The sequence below is a fragment of the Paenibacillus sp. FSL R5-0914 genome, from assembly GCF_038004525.1.
In the GTDB taxonomy this organism is placed as follows: domain Bacteria; phylum Bacillota; class Bacilli; order Paenibacillales; family Paenibacillaceae; genus Paenibacillus_AQ.
Genome location: NZ_JBBORH010000001.1, coordinates 1,700,398 through 1,715,301 on the forward strand (window position 1 = coordinate 1,700,398; position 14,904 = coordinate 1,715,301).

At 41.3% G+C, this 14,904-nt stretch carries 17 protein-coding genes; 16 read left to right on the plus strand and 1 reads right to left on the minus strand.

Annotated features, from left to right (window positions below; translation table 11 throughout):
* Positions 1–50: 50 nt before the first annotated feature.
* From MKX60_RS07475 to MKX60_RS07495, 5 genes are all read left to right on the plus strand, one after another.
* The gene (locus MKX60_RS07475; RefSeq protein ID WP_042192011.1) at positions 51–380 is read left to right on the plus strand and encodes a four-helix bundle copper-binding protein; all 330 of its coding nucleotides are present in this window, start codon (positions 51–53) and stop codon (positions 378–380) included.
* Positions 381–586: 206 nt separating this feature from the next.
* Complete coding sequence (locus tag MKX60_RS07480) at positions 587–3,019, plus strand: heavy metal translocating P-type ATPase (protein WP_339798750.1); 2,433 nt, start codon at positions 587–589, stop codon at positions 3,017–3,019.
* Positions 3,020–3,051: 32 nt separating this feature from the next.
* The gene (locus MKX60_RS07485) at positions 3,052–3,675 is read left to right on the plus strand and encodes a nitrite reductase (RefSeq protein WP_076300944.1); all 624 of its coding nucleotides are present in this window, start codon (positions 3,052–3,054) and stop codon (positions 3,673–3,675) included.
* Positions 3,676–3,913: 238 nt separating this feature from the next.
* Positions 3,914–4,912 carry a globin-coupled sensor protein gene (locus MKX60_RS07490; protein WP_341059448.1) on the plus strand — a complete coding sequence of 333 codons (999 nt, stop codon included), beginning with the start codon at positions 3,914–3,916 and terminating at the stop codon, positions 4,910–4,912.
* A 33-nt stretch (positions 4,913–4,945) separates the two neighbouring features.
* Positions 4,946–5,563 (plus strand): dihydrofolate reductase family protein, encoded by a 618-nt coding sequence (locus MKX60_RS07495; RefSeq protein WP_341059450.1) that lies wholly within the window; start codon positions 4,946–4,948, stop codon positions 5,561–5,563.
* Between the two features lie 63 nt (positions 5,564–5,626).
* Here the strand turns inward: MKX60_RS07495 and MKX60_RS07500 are convergent, their stop codons facing one another.
* Positions 5,627–5,797: a hypothetical protein gene (locus MKX60_RS07500; RefSeq protein ID WP_156113190.1), complete on the minus strand. Its 171-nt coding sequence runs from the start codon at positions 5,795–5,797 to the stop codon at positions 5,627–5,629.
* 209 nt (positions 5,798–6,006) lie between these two features.
* Between MKX60_RS07500 and MKX60_RS07505 the strand changes: the two genes are divergently transcribed.
* From MKX60_RS07505 to arsC, 11 genes are all read left to right on the plus strand, one after another.
* Entirely contained in the window at positions 6,007–6,267 is a 261-nt protein-coding gene (locus MKX60_RS07505; RefSeq protein WP_143759589.1) for a hypothetical protein, read from the plus strand.
* On the plus strand, positions 6,245–6,901 hold the full coding sequence (locus MKX60_RS07510; protein WP_341059451.1) for a response regulator transcription factor: 657 nt from the start codon (positions 6,245–6,247) through the stop codon (positions 6,899–6,901). Before MKX60_RS07505 ends, MKX60_RS07510 begins: the two co-directional genes overlap by 23 nt.
* A 62-nt stretch (positions 6,902–6,963) precedes the next feature.
* Positions 6,964–7,491, plus strand: coding sequence for a DinB family protein (locus MKX60_RS07515; protein WP_341059452.1), 528 nt, complete (start codon positions 6,964–6,966; stop codon positions 7,489–7,491).
* A 16-nt stretch (positions 7,492–7,507) separates the two neighbouring features.
* Positions 7,508–7,651 (plus strand): hypothetical protein, encoded by a 144-nt coding sequence (locus tag MKX60_RS07520; RefSeq protein ID WP_179085821.1) that lies wholly within the window; start codon positions 7,508–7,510, stop codon positions 7,649–7,651.
* 370 nt (positions 7,652–8,021) lie between these two features.
* A complete protein-coding gene (locus MKX60_RS07525) occupies positions 8,022–9,983 on the plus strand; it encodes an ABC transporter ATP-binding protein/permease (protein WP_341059453.1) in 1,962 nt (653 codons plus the stop codon).
* Positions 9,984–10,010: 27 nt separating this feature from the next.
* Positions 10,011–10,679 carry a response regulator transcription factor gene (locus MKX60_RS07530; RefSeq protein ID WP_042191977.1) on the plus strand — a complete coding sequence of 223 codons (669 nt, stop codon included), beginning with the start codon at positions 10,011–10,013 and terminating at the stop codon, positions 10,677–10,679.
* A complete protein-coding gene (locus MKX60_RS07535; RefSeq protein WP_341059454.1) occupies positions 10,680–12,005 on the plus strand; it encodes a sensor histidine kinase in 1,326 nt (441 codons plus the stop codon). It begins immediately after the preceding gene.
* A 49-nt stretch (positions 12,006–12,054) separates the two neighbouring features.
* Positions 12,055–12,603, plus strand: a complete 549-nt coding sequence (locus MKX60_RS07540) for a GNAT family N-acetyltransferase (RefSeq protein WP_339798726.1) — start codon at positions 12,055–12,057, stop codon at positions 12,601–12,603.
* An 82-nt stretch (positions 12,604–12,685) separates the two neighbouring features.
* Complete coding sequence (locus tag MKX60_RS07545) at positions 12,686–13,012, plus strand: ArsR/SmtB family transcription factor (RefSeq protein WP_341059456.1); 327 nt, start codon at positions 12,686–12,688, stop codon at positions 13,010–13,012.
* Positions 13,013–13,101: 89 nt separating this feature from the next.
* Complete coding sequence (locus MKX60_RS07550) at positions 13,102–14,391, plus strand: arsenic transporter (RefSeq protein ID WP_341059457.1); 1,290 nt, start codon at positions 13,102–13,104, stop codon at positions 14,389–14,391.
* A gap of 21 nt (positions 14,392–14,412) precedes the next feature.
* Positions 14,413–14,832: an arsenate reductase (thioredoxin) gene (gene arsC, locus MKX60_RS07555; protein ID WP_076285522.1), complete on the plus strand. Its 420-nt coding sequence runs from the start codon at positions 14,413–14,415 to the stop codon at positions 14,830–14,832.
* The last annotated feature ends 72 nt before the right edge of the window (positions 14,833–14,904 follow it).

A 14,904-nucleotide genomic window follows, 5' to 3' on the forward strand; every position in this document is an offset into this window, starting at 1 on the left:
ATATAGAGTAGGGGACTATACTAAATTACATCTTGAGAGGAGCTTTTATGATGTCACATCAAAACTACAAAGCGTGTATTGAAGAATGTTTAAAATGTATGGTGGCTTGTAATCACTGTTACTCATCTTGCTTGGAGGAAGATCATGTTGGAATGATGAAGGAGTGCATTCGCCTGGATCGTGAATGTGCTGAAATATGCGGATTCACTGCACATGCCCTGTCGATGAACAGTAAATATGCCAAGGCCTTATGTTTAGCTTGTGCAGAGGCTTGTGAAGCCTGTGGCAACGAATGTAAAAAGCATGACCATGATCATTGCCAGCAATGTGCAGAAGCATGTTTTGCCTGTGCGAAAATCTGCCGTGAAATGGCTGCTTAACTCAGTAGGACTCTCTTCAGAGAGGACGGATTCATGAGGGAGTTTTCTCAGAAACAGGATTTCTGTTACTGAGAAAACTCCTTTTTAAGTATTTAGAGTATAGTTTGTCGCTTGACATAATATAGGGTAGGGGGGTATACTAACATCAAGAAGAGGATGATGCAAACAATGGAAATCATCACAAAAGTGGAAGAGGTGTTTATATAATGACTACTGCTGCGGCGGGACAATCACAAACATCATTACAAATCACAGGGATGACTTGTGCTGCTTGTGCAAACCGCATAGAAAAAGGCTTGAACAAGTTAGAAGGTGTAACAGAAGCCAACGTAAACTTTGCAATGGAAAGGGCTACAGTGACTTATGATCCGAACATAGTGGACGTAAGTAAGATGGAAGCAAGTATTCAGAAGCTAGGGTATAGCACGGCTAAAGAAGCTGTAGATTTACAGCTTGTAGGTATGACATGCGCTGCTTGTGCATTGAAAATTGAAAAGACTCTGAATAAACTGCCTGGCGTAAGCACCGCTAGTGTGAACTTTGCGATGGAAACAGCACATGTCGAATATAATCCCGTTGAAGTTTCTGTATCTGACATGCAGAAGCGGGTGGAGAAGCTTGGATACAAGGCTGTTCCCAAACAAGAGCAAGGTGACCCAGCGGAACAGCGACAACAAGATTTATCCAAACAAAAACGTAAGCTGCTGATCTCCGCGATTCTATCGTTTCCACTGCTGTGGGCGATGGTGAGCCACTTTTCCTTCACTTCGTGGATATGGCTGCCTGATCTTTTTATGAATCCATGGTTCCAATTGATTATGGCAACACCAGTTCAATTTTATATTGGTAAACAATTTTACATCGGTGCTTATAAAGCACTCCGTAACGGCAGTGCGAACATGGATGTTCTAGTTTCACTTGGGACCTCAGCGGCCTTTTTTTACAGCCTTTATTTAACCATTGTTTGGGCTGTCGATGGTGGGAGCGCGCATCATGGACCAGAAATGTATTATGAAACGAGTGCAGTATTGATTACTCTGGTTCTAATGGGAAAATTGTTCGAATCCTTGGCAAAAGGACGGACCTCGGAAGCTATTAAATCCTTGATGGGCCTGCAGGCCAAGACAGCTTTAGTTGTCCGCGACGGTGAAGAATTAAGCATTCCGGTAGAGGAAGTTATTACTGGTGATATAGTACTTGTTCGTCCAGGGAATAAAGTACCTGTAGATGGTGAAGTTCTGGAAGGGATCTCTTCAGTAGATGAATCCATGCTGACCGGAGAAAGCCTCCCTGTTGAAAAGAAAGCCGGAGATTCCGTCATTGGAGCGACGATTAATAAAAACGGTATGCTTAGAATCAAGGCAACAAAAGTAGGTAAGGAAACTGCTCTTGCGCAGATCATCAAAGTGGTAGAAGAAGCGCAAGGTTCAAAAGCTCCTATTCAACGGGTTGCTGACGTCATCTCCGGTATCTTTGTTCCTATCGTTGTTGGGATTGCCGTTATTGCATTTTTAGTGTGGTACTTCATCGTAACACCGGGTGATTTTGCAGGAGCTTTGGAAAAAGCAATCGCCATTCTGGTTATCGCTTGCCCTTGTGCTTTGGGTCTGGCTACGCCAACCTCCATTATGGCTGGTTCCGGACGTGCAGCTGAACTGGGAATCCTGTTCAAAGGCGGAGAGCATTTAGAGCAAACACATAAAATTGATACGATTATCTTGGATAAAACAGGCACAGTAACAAAGGGCAAACCTGAGCTTACCGATATTTTGGTCGAAGGCAACGAGACAGAATTTCTTAGACTGGTGGGTGCAGCCGAGAAGAATTCAGAACATCCACTTGCAGAAGCTATTGTCGCAGGCATCTTGGAAAGAAATATTGAATTGCCAGGGACAGAATCTTTTGAAGCTATACCGGGTTTTGGGATCAAGGCTGTCGTGGAAGGCAAAGAGCTGTTAATTGGTACTCGGCGTCTCATGGACAAATACGGTGTAGAGGCAAGTCATGCTTATAACATCATGTCTACTTTAGAAGAATCCGGTAAAACAGCAATGCTTGTTGCTATAAATAAAGGGTACGTAGGTATGGTAGCTGTTGCGGACACCATTAAAGAAACCTCTCAGGCTGCTGTCAGTCGGTTGAAAGGAATGGGAATCCAGGTCATCATGATTACCGGAGATAACGAACGTACGGCAAAGGCGATCGCTGCCCAAGTTGGCATTGATCATGTACGCGCTGAAGTGCTTCCAGAAGGAAAAGCGGAGGAAGTGAAAAAATTACAAGCGCAAGGCAAGATAGTAGCCATGGTTGGCGATGGTATTAATGATGCTCCAGCTCTCGCAACTGCAGATATTGGGATGGCCATTGGTACCGGTACGGACGTGGCTATGGAAGCTGCGGATGTTACTTTAATGCGAGGCGATCTATCCAGTATTCCTGATGCCATCTACATGAGCCGTAAAACGATGACTAATATTAAACAAAATCTATTCTGGGCGCTTGGATACAACTCCCTTGGGATTCCAATCGCAGCACTTGGTTTCTTGGCTCCATGGGTAGCGGGTGCAGCAATGGCGCTCAGTTCGGTTTCCGTTGTACTTAACGCGCTTCGTCTACAACGTGTGAAGATCCGTAACTAAATCGCTTGAGGAATGGAGACGGAGATAAGGATATGGGAGAGATAACGAAAATCGCAGTTGCGCCTCCAATTCAAGTGGGAGGAAGCCTGTTCACACCAGAGCAGCTTGCTACAATTGGAGCTATTGTAGGGACAAATGCAAGAATTGAAATGACATCTTTTAAACAGCTATATTTGGAGGTACCTCTGGAACATCGTGAAGAGATTGTGGAACAACTTGAGCGTACGGGCTTGGAAGTATATCCAGCGGGTTTTGTCACAAAAAGCCTGATTGCTTGTAATTTTTGTAAAGGGGCTGAGGAAGCAGGTCTGGCAGTTGCACAGAAATTAAATCAGTCCATCGCAGGGATTGAAACACCTATGCCACTGAAGATTGGTTATGCGGGCTGTGCACTCGGAACAAGCGAGCCTTTGTTGAAAGACATTAGTGTTGTCAAAATGCGTAATACCTATGAGGTTTTTATTGGAGGAGAACCTAAAGGACTTAAGACTTCAATCGCTCAATCCCTTAGATCAGGGCTAAGTGAAGATCAACTTATTCCAGTGATTCTGTCATTGATTAACTACTATAAGGCCAACGCCAAAGGCAAAGAGAAATTCAGAAAATTCATTGACCGGATGACGATAGAATTGCTGCAACAAGTTGTTGCAGTGTAGGGTAAGGTTATAATTTTAAGAGGGGCTTCCTTTATAGGAGCTCCTCTTTTTAGTGTGATCTAAGAATAATGCTACGAAATGCAAAGTTTGTAAAATTAATAAACTATTTAAGTAAATAAAGTGTTAAAATTTATAAAAATAATACCTTTATTATCAAGATAAATAGATGCCATAGGGGATGGCATGGAAGATGCGATGATCATTATATAAACAGAATGAGAGGGAAGTTGACCAAATTATGATCAATCTTAGTTCAGAGCGACAACAGCAAGTTAGCTATATTGGGATTACTGAGGCTGATTTAAATGTATTGAAAAGTAAGGAGAAAGAATTCAAGCAAATCGTAAGCTCCCTTGTAGATGAATTGTATAAGCAGATGATAGAGGAACCTGAGCTACTTCACATCATTGAACAGCACAGTACGCTTGATCGATTGAAGGAAACACAACAGTGGTATTTTTTATCCATGGCCTCGGGTGTGATTGATGAAGCATTTATTGAAAGACGACTGCTTATAGGCAAAATTCACTCGCGTATTGGTCTGACCACGAATTGGTATTTGGGCACTTACATATTATATTTGGATCTCGCTACAGCTTATTTTGAACGGATATTACCGACTGATTGGAAACCCGTCATTCATGCATTAACCAAGATGTTTAATCTGGATTCACAGTTGGTTCTTGAAGCCTACGAAGTCGATGAAAAAGCAAAAATAGAAAATTTATTGGAAAAGCAAAACCACTTGCTTACAGGTGTTAGTTCTGCGGTTCAAGAATTAGTATCCTTAATGGTTCAACTGAAAGATAGCAGTGAATCCATCGAGGAATTAGCTAGTAAGAATGCTGATTATCAAGAGAAAACACATCAAACTGTGTTATATCTCGACAAAGAGGTAGAGTCTATTCATCAAGTGGGTACAATGATTAGGGAAGTAGCTGATCATACGCATCTTTTGGGCTTAAACGCAGCCATTGAAGCGGCAAGAGCAGGGGAGTACGGAAGAGGCTTTGAAGTCGTCGCGAATGAAGTACGCAAGTTAGCTCGTCGCTCTAAAGATTCAATAGGGATGATTGATGAGAAGCTGAATAATATCAACTCCACACTGTCCAAGGTGAAAAAAGAATCGGAACACAATTTCATGTATTCCAGAGATCAGGTGAAGGGCTCTCAAGAACTGGCCTCCTTCGTGAATCTGATTGAAAAAGTGACCGTCGAGTTAGAAAATTTGAAATAATCAAGAATGTCCTCATATTGCGGATCGAATGTTATGTATTCATTTCTGGTACAAGGAGCGATGAGTGTGCCTGTAGATCATCATGAACAAGATACAGAAAATTCATCTAGAAAGATTGTGGCAGGATTATTCATGTCGCTGGATGGAGTGGTAGACTCGCTTGAAGCCTCACCTAAGAAGTGGGGGAGCAATGAAATGAATGAGACGATTGCTGCGGGTGTTGCACAGGCGGATACTGTACTGCTTGGACCACGTACTTACAAGATGTTAGCCCAGTTCTGGCAGCATCAGAGTGATGATCTACCCATGGCAAGATTCCTGAACCATTCTGACAAATATCTGGTCTCCAGTACGATTACGGAGGACATACTCGAATGGCAACCTGCGAGCCTGATCAAGGGCAAGCTCTTCGAAGAGATAATGAAGCTAAAGCAACGGCCTGGAAAGAACATTCAGATCCCTGGTAGTCCGAGATTAGTCAGATCCCTATTACAAAATGGATTGTTAGATGAGCTTAGGCTTAATATCTGTCCCGTAGTCATTGGCTCAGGAATGCGTCTTTTTGACGAGATCACGAATCAAGTCCCACTTCATCTTGTGGACTCAAAAGCTTACAGTAACGGTGTAGTAGGCTTAACGTATCGCATATAATCTTTGAAATGAAACACTCCTTCAGAATATTCTGAGGAGTGTTTTTTTGTTTAACAGTGCGGTTTAGACGTCGGTTTTGGAAACACCGTTTAAGCTGGGAACATAATCGGCAGCTTTATCGATGTTTACCATCTGAGCCGCTTCATTAAAGTTATTGTTATTCTGTGCATTGTTTTTCTTACTTGGTTGATGTTTGCCTGGTTCACCTTTGGGACTGGCGTTATTTTTTGGCATGACATTCACCTCCATATTCTCCCCATAGTATGAGAAGGTAGTTTGAATTTTATGCCAGACGTGGAGGTGATGGGGTGCACTCGTTGTTTATAGATGAAGGAATATCATGCATAAAAGTATATTATTCCCTATTGAAATCATTTAAAATGGTAGAGAATACATGGCTCGAATTACAAATATGTATAATTTTGTTCTTCCGGGAGATTCAAATGAGAGTGAAACCCGTTATTTTTTCATATCAGGGCTACTTTGCAGTTTTTGCTTTCTTATCATTCATTTTGTGGGGATCATCATATCAGCATATGGGCTTGTCTGGCATCAAAGAACGTGTAGCGAGTTTAGAAGGAAAATGTACGTTTAACTCGGAGAAGGGTAAAGGGTTGGAGGTTATTATTTATTTACCGACAACGACTTTTGTGGAGAAGAAAAATAGAGGAGGCGATGACGATGATACGTATCTTGTTGGTTGATGATCATCCTTCAGTTGGAGAAGGAACCAAGAATATGATTGAGCAGGATGCTGATATGGAGGTAGCCTTTGTTTTGTCAGCGATGGAAGCTTTCGATATGCTGGAGCAGCAAGGATTTGATGTGATATTATGCGATCTTAATATGCCTACAATTAGCGGACTCGAATTCACCAAAAGAGCCGTTCAGCGTGATCCCGAATCTAAAGTGGTGATTTATACCGGGTATGAAATCAGTGCGCATTATAACCTGTTGATGGAGTCAGGGGTTACAGGATTTATCTCTAAGACAGCTTCCAGAGAACAGCTGTTAAATACCATTCGTTGCGCACTAAGAAATGAGGCTGTCATTCCAGTTTCTTTACTCAAGCAGCTGCGCAGAAGTGATATCAAGATATCCAATAACCGAGATAATCAGCTCATTGAAGAAGTATCTATTAATCAAAAGGAACAAGAAATACTCCAGGAAGTTGCCAGTGGAAAAAGTAACAAAGACATAGCCAGCAAGCTCTTAATGTCACAAAGGACAGTGGAGTATAATCTGACGAGAATCTTCGAGAAGCTGAGTGTGCATTCGAGATCAGAAGCTATCGTAGAGGGAAAACGGCTGGGACTTGTTAGAACGGAGCAATTTTGAGCTGGACAAATACATAGTCTTGTAAATTTACAAATTCGAAGATATGAAGGAGAGATCTCATAATGATCGACATGGACAAAATATATTTGATTACAGATATCCCCGGTTATTCACCACAAATTAGTCGTCTTTTATCCATGATGAACTACGCAAGACACACAACATTAGAGGCTGTTAAGGACTTAAGTGTAGACCAACTGGACTACTTATTGGACTCAGAGAGCAACTCCATTGGAGCGTTATTATCACACTACGCTGCGGTAGAATATGCGTATCAAGTGGCTACGTTTGAGGGAAGAGATTTGTCTGAGGAAGAATTAACAATATGGGGGCCAGCGTTAAGCTTAGGAGACGAAGGGCGAGCGATGATTAAAGGGAATGATCTTAACTATTATTTAGACCGTTTAAATGAAGTAAGAGAAAGAACGTATGCATTGTTCGCAACCGTTGATGATGACTGGTTATATACAGAAGAGGAATTCTGGCATCACAAACAGGCGAACTACTATTTCATGTGGTTTCATGTATTCGAAGATGAAATTAATCACAGAGGCCAAATTAGATTGATACGAAAAAGAGCGCTAGCTTAAAGAAAGGGGAACATAAATGGAGTTCATAGAGAAGAGTATTAAGCCTTTATTTAACAAGTATCCGTTGCTCTCGAAATTTATCTTAGCAGTGCTAATCTTTGATATCGTCTATTACACAGGTAAAGAAGTTGGGCGAATTGCCTATTATATGACTCACTAAATCTTTATAAAATGTGCCTAACAGAAAAAGGCGAATTCGACTCCATGCTGAGTGAGAATTCGCCTTTTTCTATGACTTGACCTAAAAATAAACGGAGGAGAGTTACGAAGGGGCAATTTGGAACTGTAGGAGCGGTAGCGACCGCCTTTGTCTCCGAATTTCATCCGCTAACAGCGGTACAATTCAGGGAATTTGGAGACAACAGCGGCCGGAAGTCCAAAAGTTCCCCGTAGTTACCACTTCCTCCTTAAATGTATTGTCTCAAGATGAGGAGGGATTCCAGTTCATTATCAGTTCACATAAATTTGTTAGGATAGGCAACATCAAAGGAAGAGATAAAGAGCGTGACCCAGGAGAGGAAGAGATCGGAATGAACATATTAGAGGTTAAGAATGTTAAAAAATCGTATACTTTGTATGGTAAGGAAAAGGTTCCAGTACTCCATGATGTGAATTTAAGCTTTGAGACAGGTGAATTTGTCTCTATCCTCGGTGAATCCGGTTGCGGCAAGTCCACACTAATGAATATTATTGGTGGAATGGACTCTGATTATGAGGGCGATGTCCTTGTTCGCGGGAAGAACCTAAGCAAGATGACCGAAAAGGAAATGGATGACTATCGCAAAAACAACATCGGCTTCGTATTTCAAAACTTCAATCTGATTCCACACTTATCAGTCTTGGAAAATGTTACGGTTGCGATGCAGATGACGAATACAAGCGAGAAGGAACGTAATAAGCGTGCTATAGAGATTTTGACTGAGGTAGGATTAAAGGATCATCTGAAAAAACGTCCGAATCAACTGTCTGGTGGACAGAAGCAACGGGTATCCATTGCACGCGCATTGTCGAACAATCCAGATATTATACTGGCAGATGAACCTACGGGTGCGTTGGATAAGGATACAGGTGATCAAATTTTAGTTTTGTTGGACAGCATAGCGAAAAGAGGAATCTTGGTCATTACCGTGACCCACTCGCAGAAAGTAGCTGATTACGGTAGCCGTATCGTTAAGCTTGAAGAGGGATTGGTGAAAGACGATATTCATTTGAAGGAACGTTCCATGGCTACCTACGATGGGGGAGATGGTTCGGCCAGAAACCTCAGCTTAATGGCTTCTTTCAAAATGGCCCTTCAAAATATGAAGCTTAATGCCAAACGTAATGTATTGGTAGCTTTGGGTGGATCGATAGGTATTTTAAGTGTACTCTTGATGCTCTCCTTAGGAAATGGGATCACTAGCTATATTAATAATGAAATTAATTCAAGTATGGACCCTTTGCTGGTAGATATCACTAAGCCAAATCCAGAAGCCAAAGACATGAAAGGCCCAGAAGCGATGATGTTACCGGGTGTTTCGTTTACAAAGGCCGATGTTGAAACGATTCGTAACCTCCCAAATGTAGATCATGTGGAGACTATAACAACGATTACAGGTAAGTCTACTACGGTTTTTGGAGAACAAACGGGTAGTCTCACACAATTAACCACCTTAAACGATACATTTGATAAAGCGACGATTAAAGCAGGGGCTTTACCGAAAGAAAATGAAGTATTATTACCAACGAAAATAGCGAGTCAATTAAGTGGAAATGACCAACCGAATGCTATGGTAGGGAAGTCTATTCATCTGTATATTAATGAAATGGATGCTCAACATAAACCGATAACGTTGGAAAAAGAAATCAAGGTCTCTGGTGTTTATGAAGCCACTGATCCAAGAGCGCAAATGTCACCAACAGGATATATTCCAACACAGACACTGGAGCAAATGTATACTGATAAAGGGATTACCATTGGCCCGATTCAGGTTAATGCTTTTGCAACGGATATGAAATATGTGAATGATATTAATAAAGCGGCTGTTGATGCGGGCTTCTCGGGCTCCCAAACGGCAAAAATCATGGAGCGTATCACGACTTATGTGGATATGGCTACGATCGTTCTATCTGGTATTGCAGGGATTTCGCTCATCGTATCAGGGATTATGATATTGGTTGTACTTTACATTAGTGTAGTGGAACGGACTAAAGAAATTGGGATCCTTCGTGCGATTGGAGCAAGAAAGAAAGATATCAAGCGAATATTCTTTTCCGAATCCGCATTATTGGGTATATTTAGTGGTGTCTTCGCAATAATCTTTGCAGCTATTATTAGCTTTGGTTTAAATATACTTCTGGAAAATGCTTTTGGCGTAAAGCTTATTAACTTATCTGGATCTTATATCGTATTCGGATTAGTTGTAAGTACAGGGATTAGTATTGTCGCTGGTTTGATGCCTTCATCGAAGGCTGCCAAGCTCGATCCAATGGAATCTCTGCGATACGAATAAATACAATGTTGGAAAGGAAATTGATGTATGAGCACAATTCTAGTGGTTGATGATGATTCCCATATCCGCAAATTAATACGATTATATCTTGAAAAAGATCAGTTTTCCGTAGTGGAAGCGGAAGATGGTCAAATAGCATTAGACATTCTAGCTCATACAAAAATTGATTTAGCGATTGTGGATGTGATGATGCCTCATATCGATGGTATTGAACTGACAGAAGATATTCGATCTTATATTGATATGCCGATCCTAATGGTTACAGCCAAAGGAGAGTCTAAGGATAAAGTCAGAGGATTTAATGCGGGGTCAGACGATTATTTAGTAAAGCCGTTTGATCCCATTGAATTGGTACTGCGTGTGAAATCTTTATTAAAGAGATATCATGTAACCCCTTCGAATGTTATTCAATTAGGGGGAGTGACGATTGATCTAGGGAATTTAACAGTCGCTAATGCCGATCAAATGGTTGAATTGAAAAAGAAGGAATGTGAATTGCTGTTTGCTTTGGCGGGTTCGCCAAGGCAAATATTCACCCGTACTCAGCTAATAGAGAATATATGGGGAATGGATTATGAAGGCGATGAGCGGACGGTTGATGTGCATATCAAACGCTTGAGAGAACGTCTTGAACCCATCCCACAGTTCATTATTTCTACGGTAAGAGGACTTGGATATCGTCTGGAGCTAGCCTAGATGGTGAGAAAAAGTCTGCGTCTTCGAATCGTCGTTACGTTCATTGGTATTGTTTTAGTCAGTTTAATTATTTCCTTTTTTCTTTTTATGCAGTTTTCAGAAAAAAATAATACCCCAAACCATATGTTTATTAATATTGCTAAAGATATAGCAAAGGTGACAAATCTGATAGATGATCCGGAAAAAGTAAACGCATTTGCAGATCTGCTTAATCGATTTGGTATAGATATAGCGGTTGTTAATGAGCCTAGTGAATCTGTTTTTTCTTTAGACAATGAGAAAGTTGCTATCTTATTCAATTCCAACACAACCGATGCGGTCTTTCTATCGGGTAGGGGTGGACTTGCTATCGTAGGGGTTCCTAAGATAGATGATGGAAAAGGTGCTTTCATTATTAAGATTGATTTTTCATCGATTGTAAGAGGCTTGAGAATTACGCTTCTGTTTACACTTTTAGCTGTACTAGTCATCGGAAGCTTGCTTATCTTGTTCATGTCCAGGTATATTGTGAAGCCTATTAAGAAGCTAACTGTTGCAGCAAAGGAAATGGCGTCAGGCAATTTATCTGTCCGATTGACTTATCGTAATAAAGATGAATTTGGTGAACTGATGGAGAGCTTTAATCGTATGGCAAGTGAGCTGCAGAAAATGGACTCAGTTCGTGATGATTTTGTCAGCAATGTTTCTCATGAAATGCAGTCACCGCTTACATCGATTAGAGGATTTACAAGAGCGCTGCAAGACGGTGTCATTCCATTAGAAGAGCAAAAAGAGCATCTGGATATTATCTATGAGGAAACCTTACGCCTATCTAGGCTTAGTGATAATCTGCTCCGATTAGCCTCACTCGATTCGGAACACCATCCGGTTAATCCCACCACATTCCAATTAGACGAACAATTAAGAAGAACGATCGTATTAGCGGAACCACAGTGGGCACGGAAAGATATTATGATTGAATTGGATTTATTGCCTTGCGAGATCACGGTGGATAAAGATTTATTTGATCAGGTCTGGCAGAACTTAATAAATAATGCTATAAAATATACGGGGCAAGACGGTACCATTCATGTTGAAATTGAGATGAACGCGCAATTTGTGAAGGTTTATATTAAAGACTCTGGAAAAGGCATTCCTGAGGAAGCACTTCCGCTTATCTTTGATCGATTCTATATGGTGGAGAAGGCGCGTAGCAGCGCTCTTAAAGGGAATGGACTTGGACTTTCCATTGTAATGAAGATTCTGAAAATACATGATTGTAATATTGATGTGGAGAGTAAAGTTGGAGAAGGAACCCAGTTTGTTGTAACGATTCCTAGAACCTGAACCACATGAATAGTTAATGGGCTAAAGCTAAAGGCAAACTTTGAGGGGGATGATGATGCAAGATCTAAATCCTATCTATTTACGCGAATTGAAGCATACGGACTGGAAAGATGTTCATTCGTATTGTTCACAGGATCGTGTGTGCCGTTTTCAAGCCTGGGGTCCAAATACTGCTGATCAAACTCGTTCATTTGTGAGCCAGGCACTAGATGACTCTCAAAAAGTTCCCAGAACTCGGTTCGCGCAAGCCATAGTTGCAGTAGGAACTGAAAATTTGATCGGCATGGTTGAATTAAATATTAGAAGCCATACGGACAGAAGCGGTGAAATCGGCTATATTGTCCATCCTGATGTCTGGGGACAGGGAGTCGCTACAGCAGCAGCCGGACTAATGTTGAAGTTTGGTTTTGAAGAACTGCATCTACATCGAATATACGCGACCTGTGACCCTCGAAATAGTGGATCATCCAAGGTGCTCACCAAGATTGGCATGACCTATGAAGGCAGATTAAGAGATGCTTTACTCATAAAAGATGGCTGGCGAGATTCTTTAGTGTTTAGTGTATTGGAGCAAGAATGGGATAAGGAAGTGCGCTAAAATAAAGTCTTGCTTCTAAATGTCTAGTTCATTACAATATAAGTATTCGCTTATATAAGTGTTGGAAGGAGGAGAAGTAGGGATGCAGTCACTGACGGATATTGCAGATGATTTGAAGCTCTTAGGAGATAAGACGCGACTGGCCATGCTTTCACTTTTGAAAGAACGGGAATGGTGCGTGTGTGAATTCCTTGATATTTTTGATATATCCCAGCCGGCGATTAGTCAGCATTTACGGAAATTGAAGAATCGAGGGATCGTGAAAGAAAGCAAACGAGGGCAGTGGGTGCATTATTCATTAAATGTCGAGGATAAACCACATCTTAAGGCTGTTCTTCAACAAATGCCCAGCTCAGCCGCGATATTGGCTAGTTTGAATAAAGAAGTTAAAGCACCGCGCTGCGACTAAAATATAGTTGTAGTTTTTTAAAGTATATATAACTATATAGTTATATGGTGATATAGGATTTATTCGTAGATTATAGGAGTGTTGAGAAAGTGGTCATTCTAGCCATACTTATTTTTATGGTAACTTTAATTTTTGTAATCTGGCAGCCTCGAAATTTATCGATTGGATGGTCAGCCTGCGGCGGAGCGATCATTGCTTTACTAGCTGGGGTAGTTAGCTTTAATGATGTTCTGGATGTAACACAAATGGTTTGGAATGCGACGTTGGCGTTTGTTGCAATCATCTTAATTTCCTTAATTTTAGACAGTATTGGATTTTTTGAATGGGCTGCGTTACATATGGCGCGAGCAGCACGGGGGAACGGAACACGAATGTTTGTCTATGTCATTGTTCTTGGTGCGTTGGTTTCTGCCTTTTTTGCAAATGATGGAGCGGCGCTAATACTTACCCCTATTGTACTTGCTATGGTTAGAGCGCTGAATTTTGATGAGAAAAAAGTATTTCCATTCATTATTGCTAGCGGCTTTATTGCGGACACCACCTCATTGCCGCTTGTGGTTAGCAATCTTGTGAATATCGTATCGGCTGACTTTTTTGGAATTACCTTTATGGAGTATGCGGGGAAAATGATTGTACCTACGCTATTCTCATTGATAGCGAGTATCGTGGTGCTTTATTTCTTTTTTCGCAAAAGTATTCCGAAGCGATTTAATGATTCCGAACTAAAAGATCCGCAAGAGGCTATTAAAGATAAGAAGATGTTCCGATTATCATGGATTGTACTGGCTATTCTTTTAATAGGGTATTTCGTTAGTGGATTCTTGAAGATACCGGTATCAGTGGTTGTGGGAATCATTGCAATTTTGTTCATGCTCCTCGCGAGAAGAAGCCCTTCCGTCAAGGTGAAAGAAGTGCTTACAGGAGCACCTTGGGCGATTGTGTTCTTCTCCATTGGAATGTATGTCGTGGTATATGGACTTCGGAATGCGGGTCTAACTGATCTACTCGCTAAGGCGATAGGAATGATTGCTGATCAGGGTCTATTCGCTGCAACTATGGGTATGGGGTTCATTGCTGCATTGATCTCATCATTGATGAATAATCTGCCTACTGTAATGATTGACGCACTCGCAATTGATGCAACGCATACAACCGGAGTTATTAAAGAGGCATTAATATATGGGAATGTTATAGGTTCAGACTTAGGGCCAAAAATCACCCCGATTGGCTCACTAGCAACGCTGCTGTGGCTCCATGTGCTTTCGGCCAAAGGTGTGAAGATATCCTGGGGAACGTATTTTAAGACGGGTATTATATTAACTATCCCAACGTTGTTTATTACACTTTTAGGTCTTTATCTGTGGTTGTTGATTACTTAATTTGAAAAGGGGAAGATCAGGATGAACAAGAAAACGATTTATTTTTTATGTACAGGAAACTCTTGCCGGAGTCAGATGGCTGAGGGCTGGGCAAAGCAATATTTAGGGGGAGAATGGGACGTGTACAGCGCTGGAATTGAAGCCCATGGTCTAAATCCAAAAGCTGTACAAGCCATGAGCGAAGTAGGCATAGATATCACCGGACAGACCTCGGATATGATTGATTCTAATCTGTTGAATAATGCTGACTTAGTCATTACGTTATGTGGGGACGCTGCGGATAAATGTCCAATGACACCTCCGAAGGTCAAACGAGAACACTGGGGCTTCGATGATCCGGCAAAAGCGCAAGGGACCGATGAAGAGAAGTGGGCAGTGTTCCAGCGTGTGCGTGACCAGATTGAGGTAAGAATCAAACGATTTGCGGAGACCGGCGAATAGTTACCAGGTGAAGCATCCTATTCTTTTAAAAATATAAGAAAGTATAAGTTTCACACAATACCTTATCCTTAT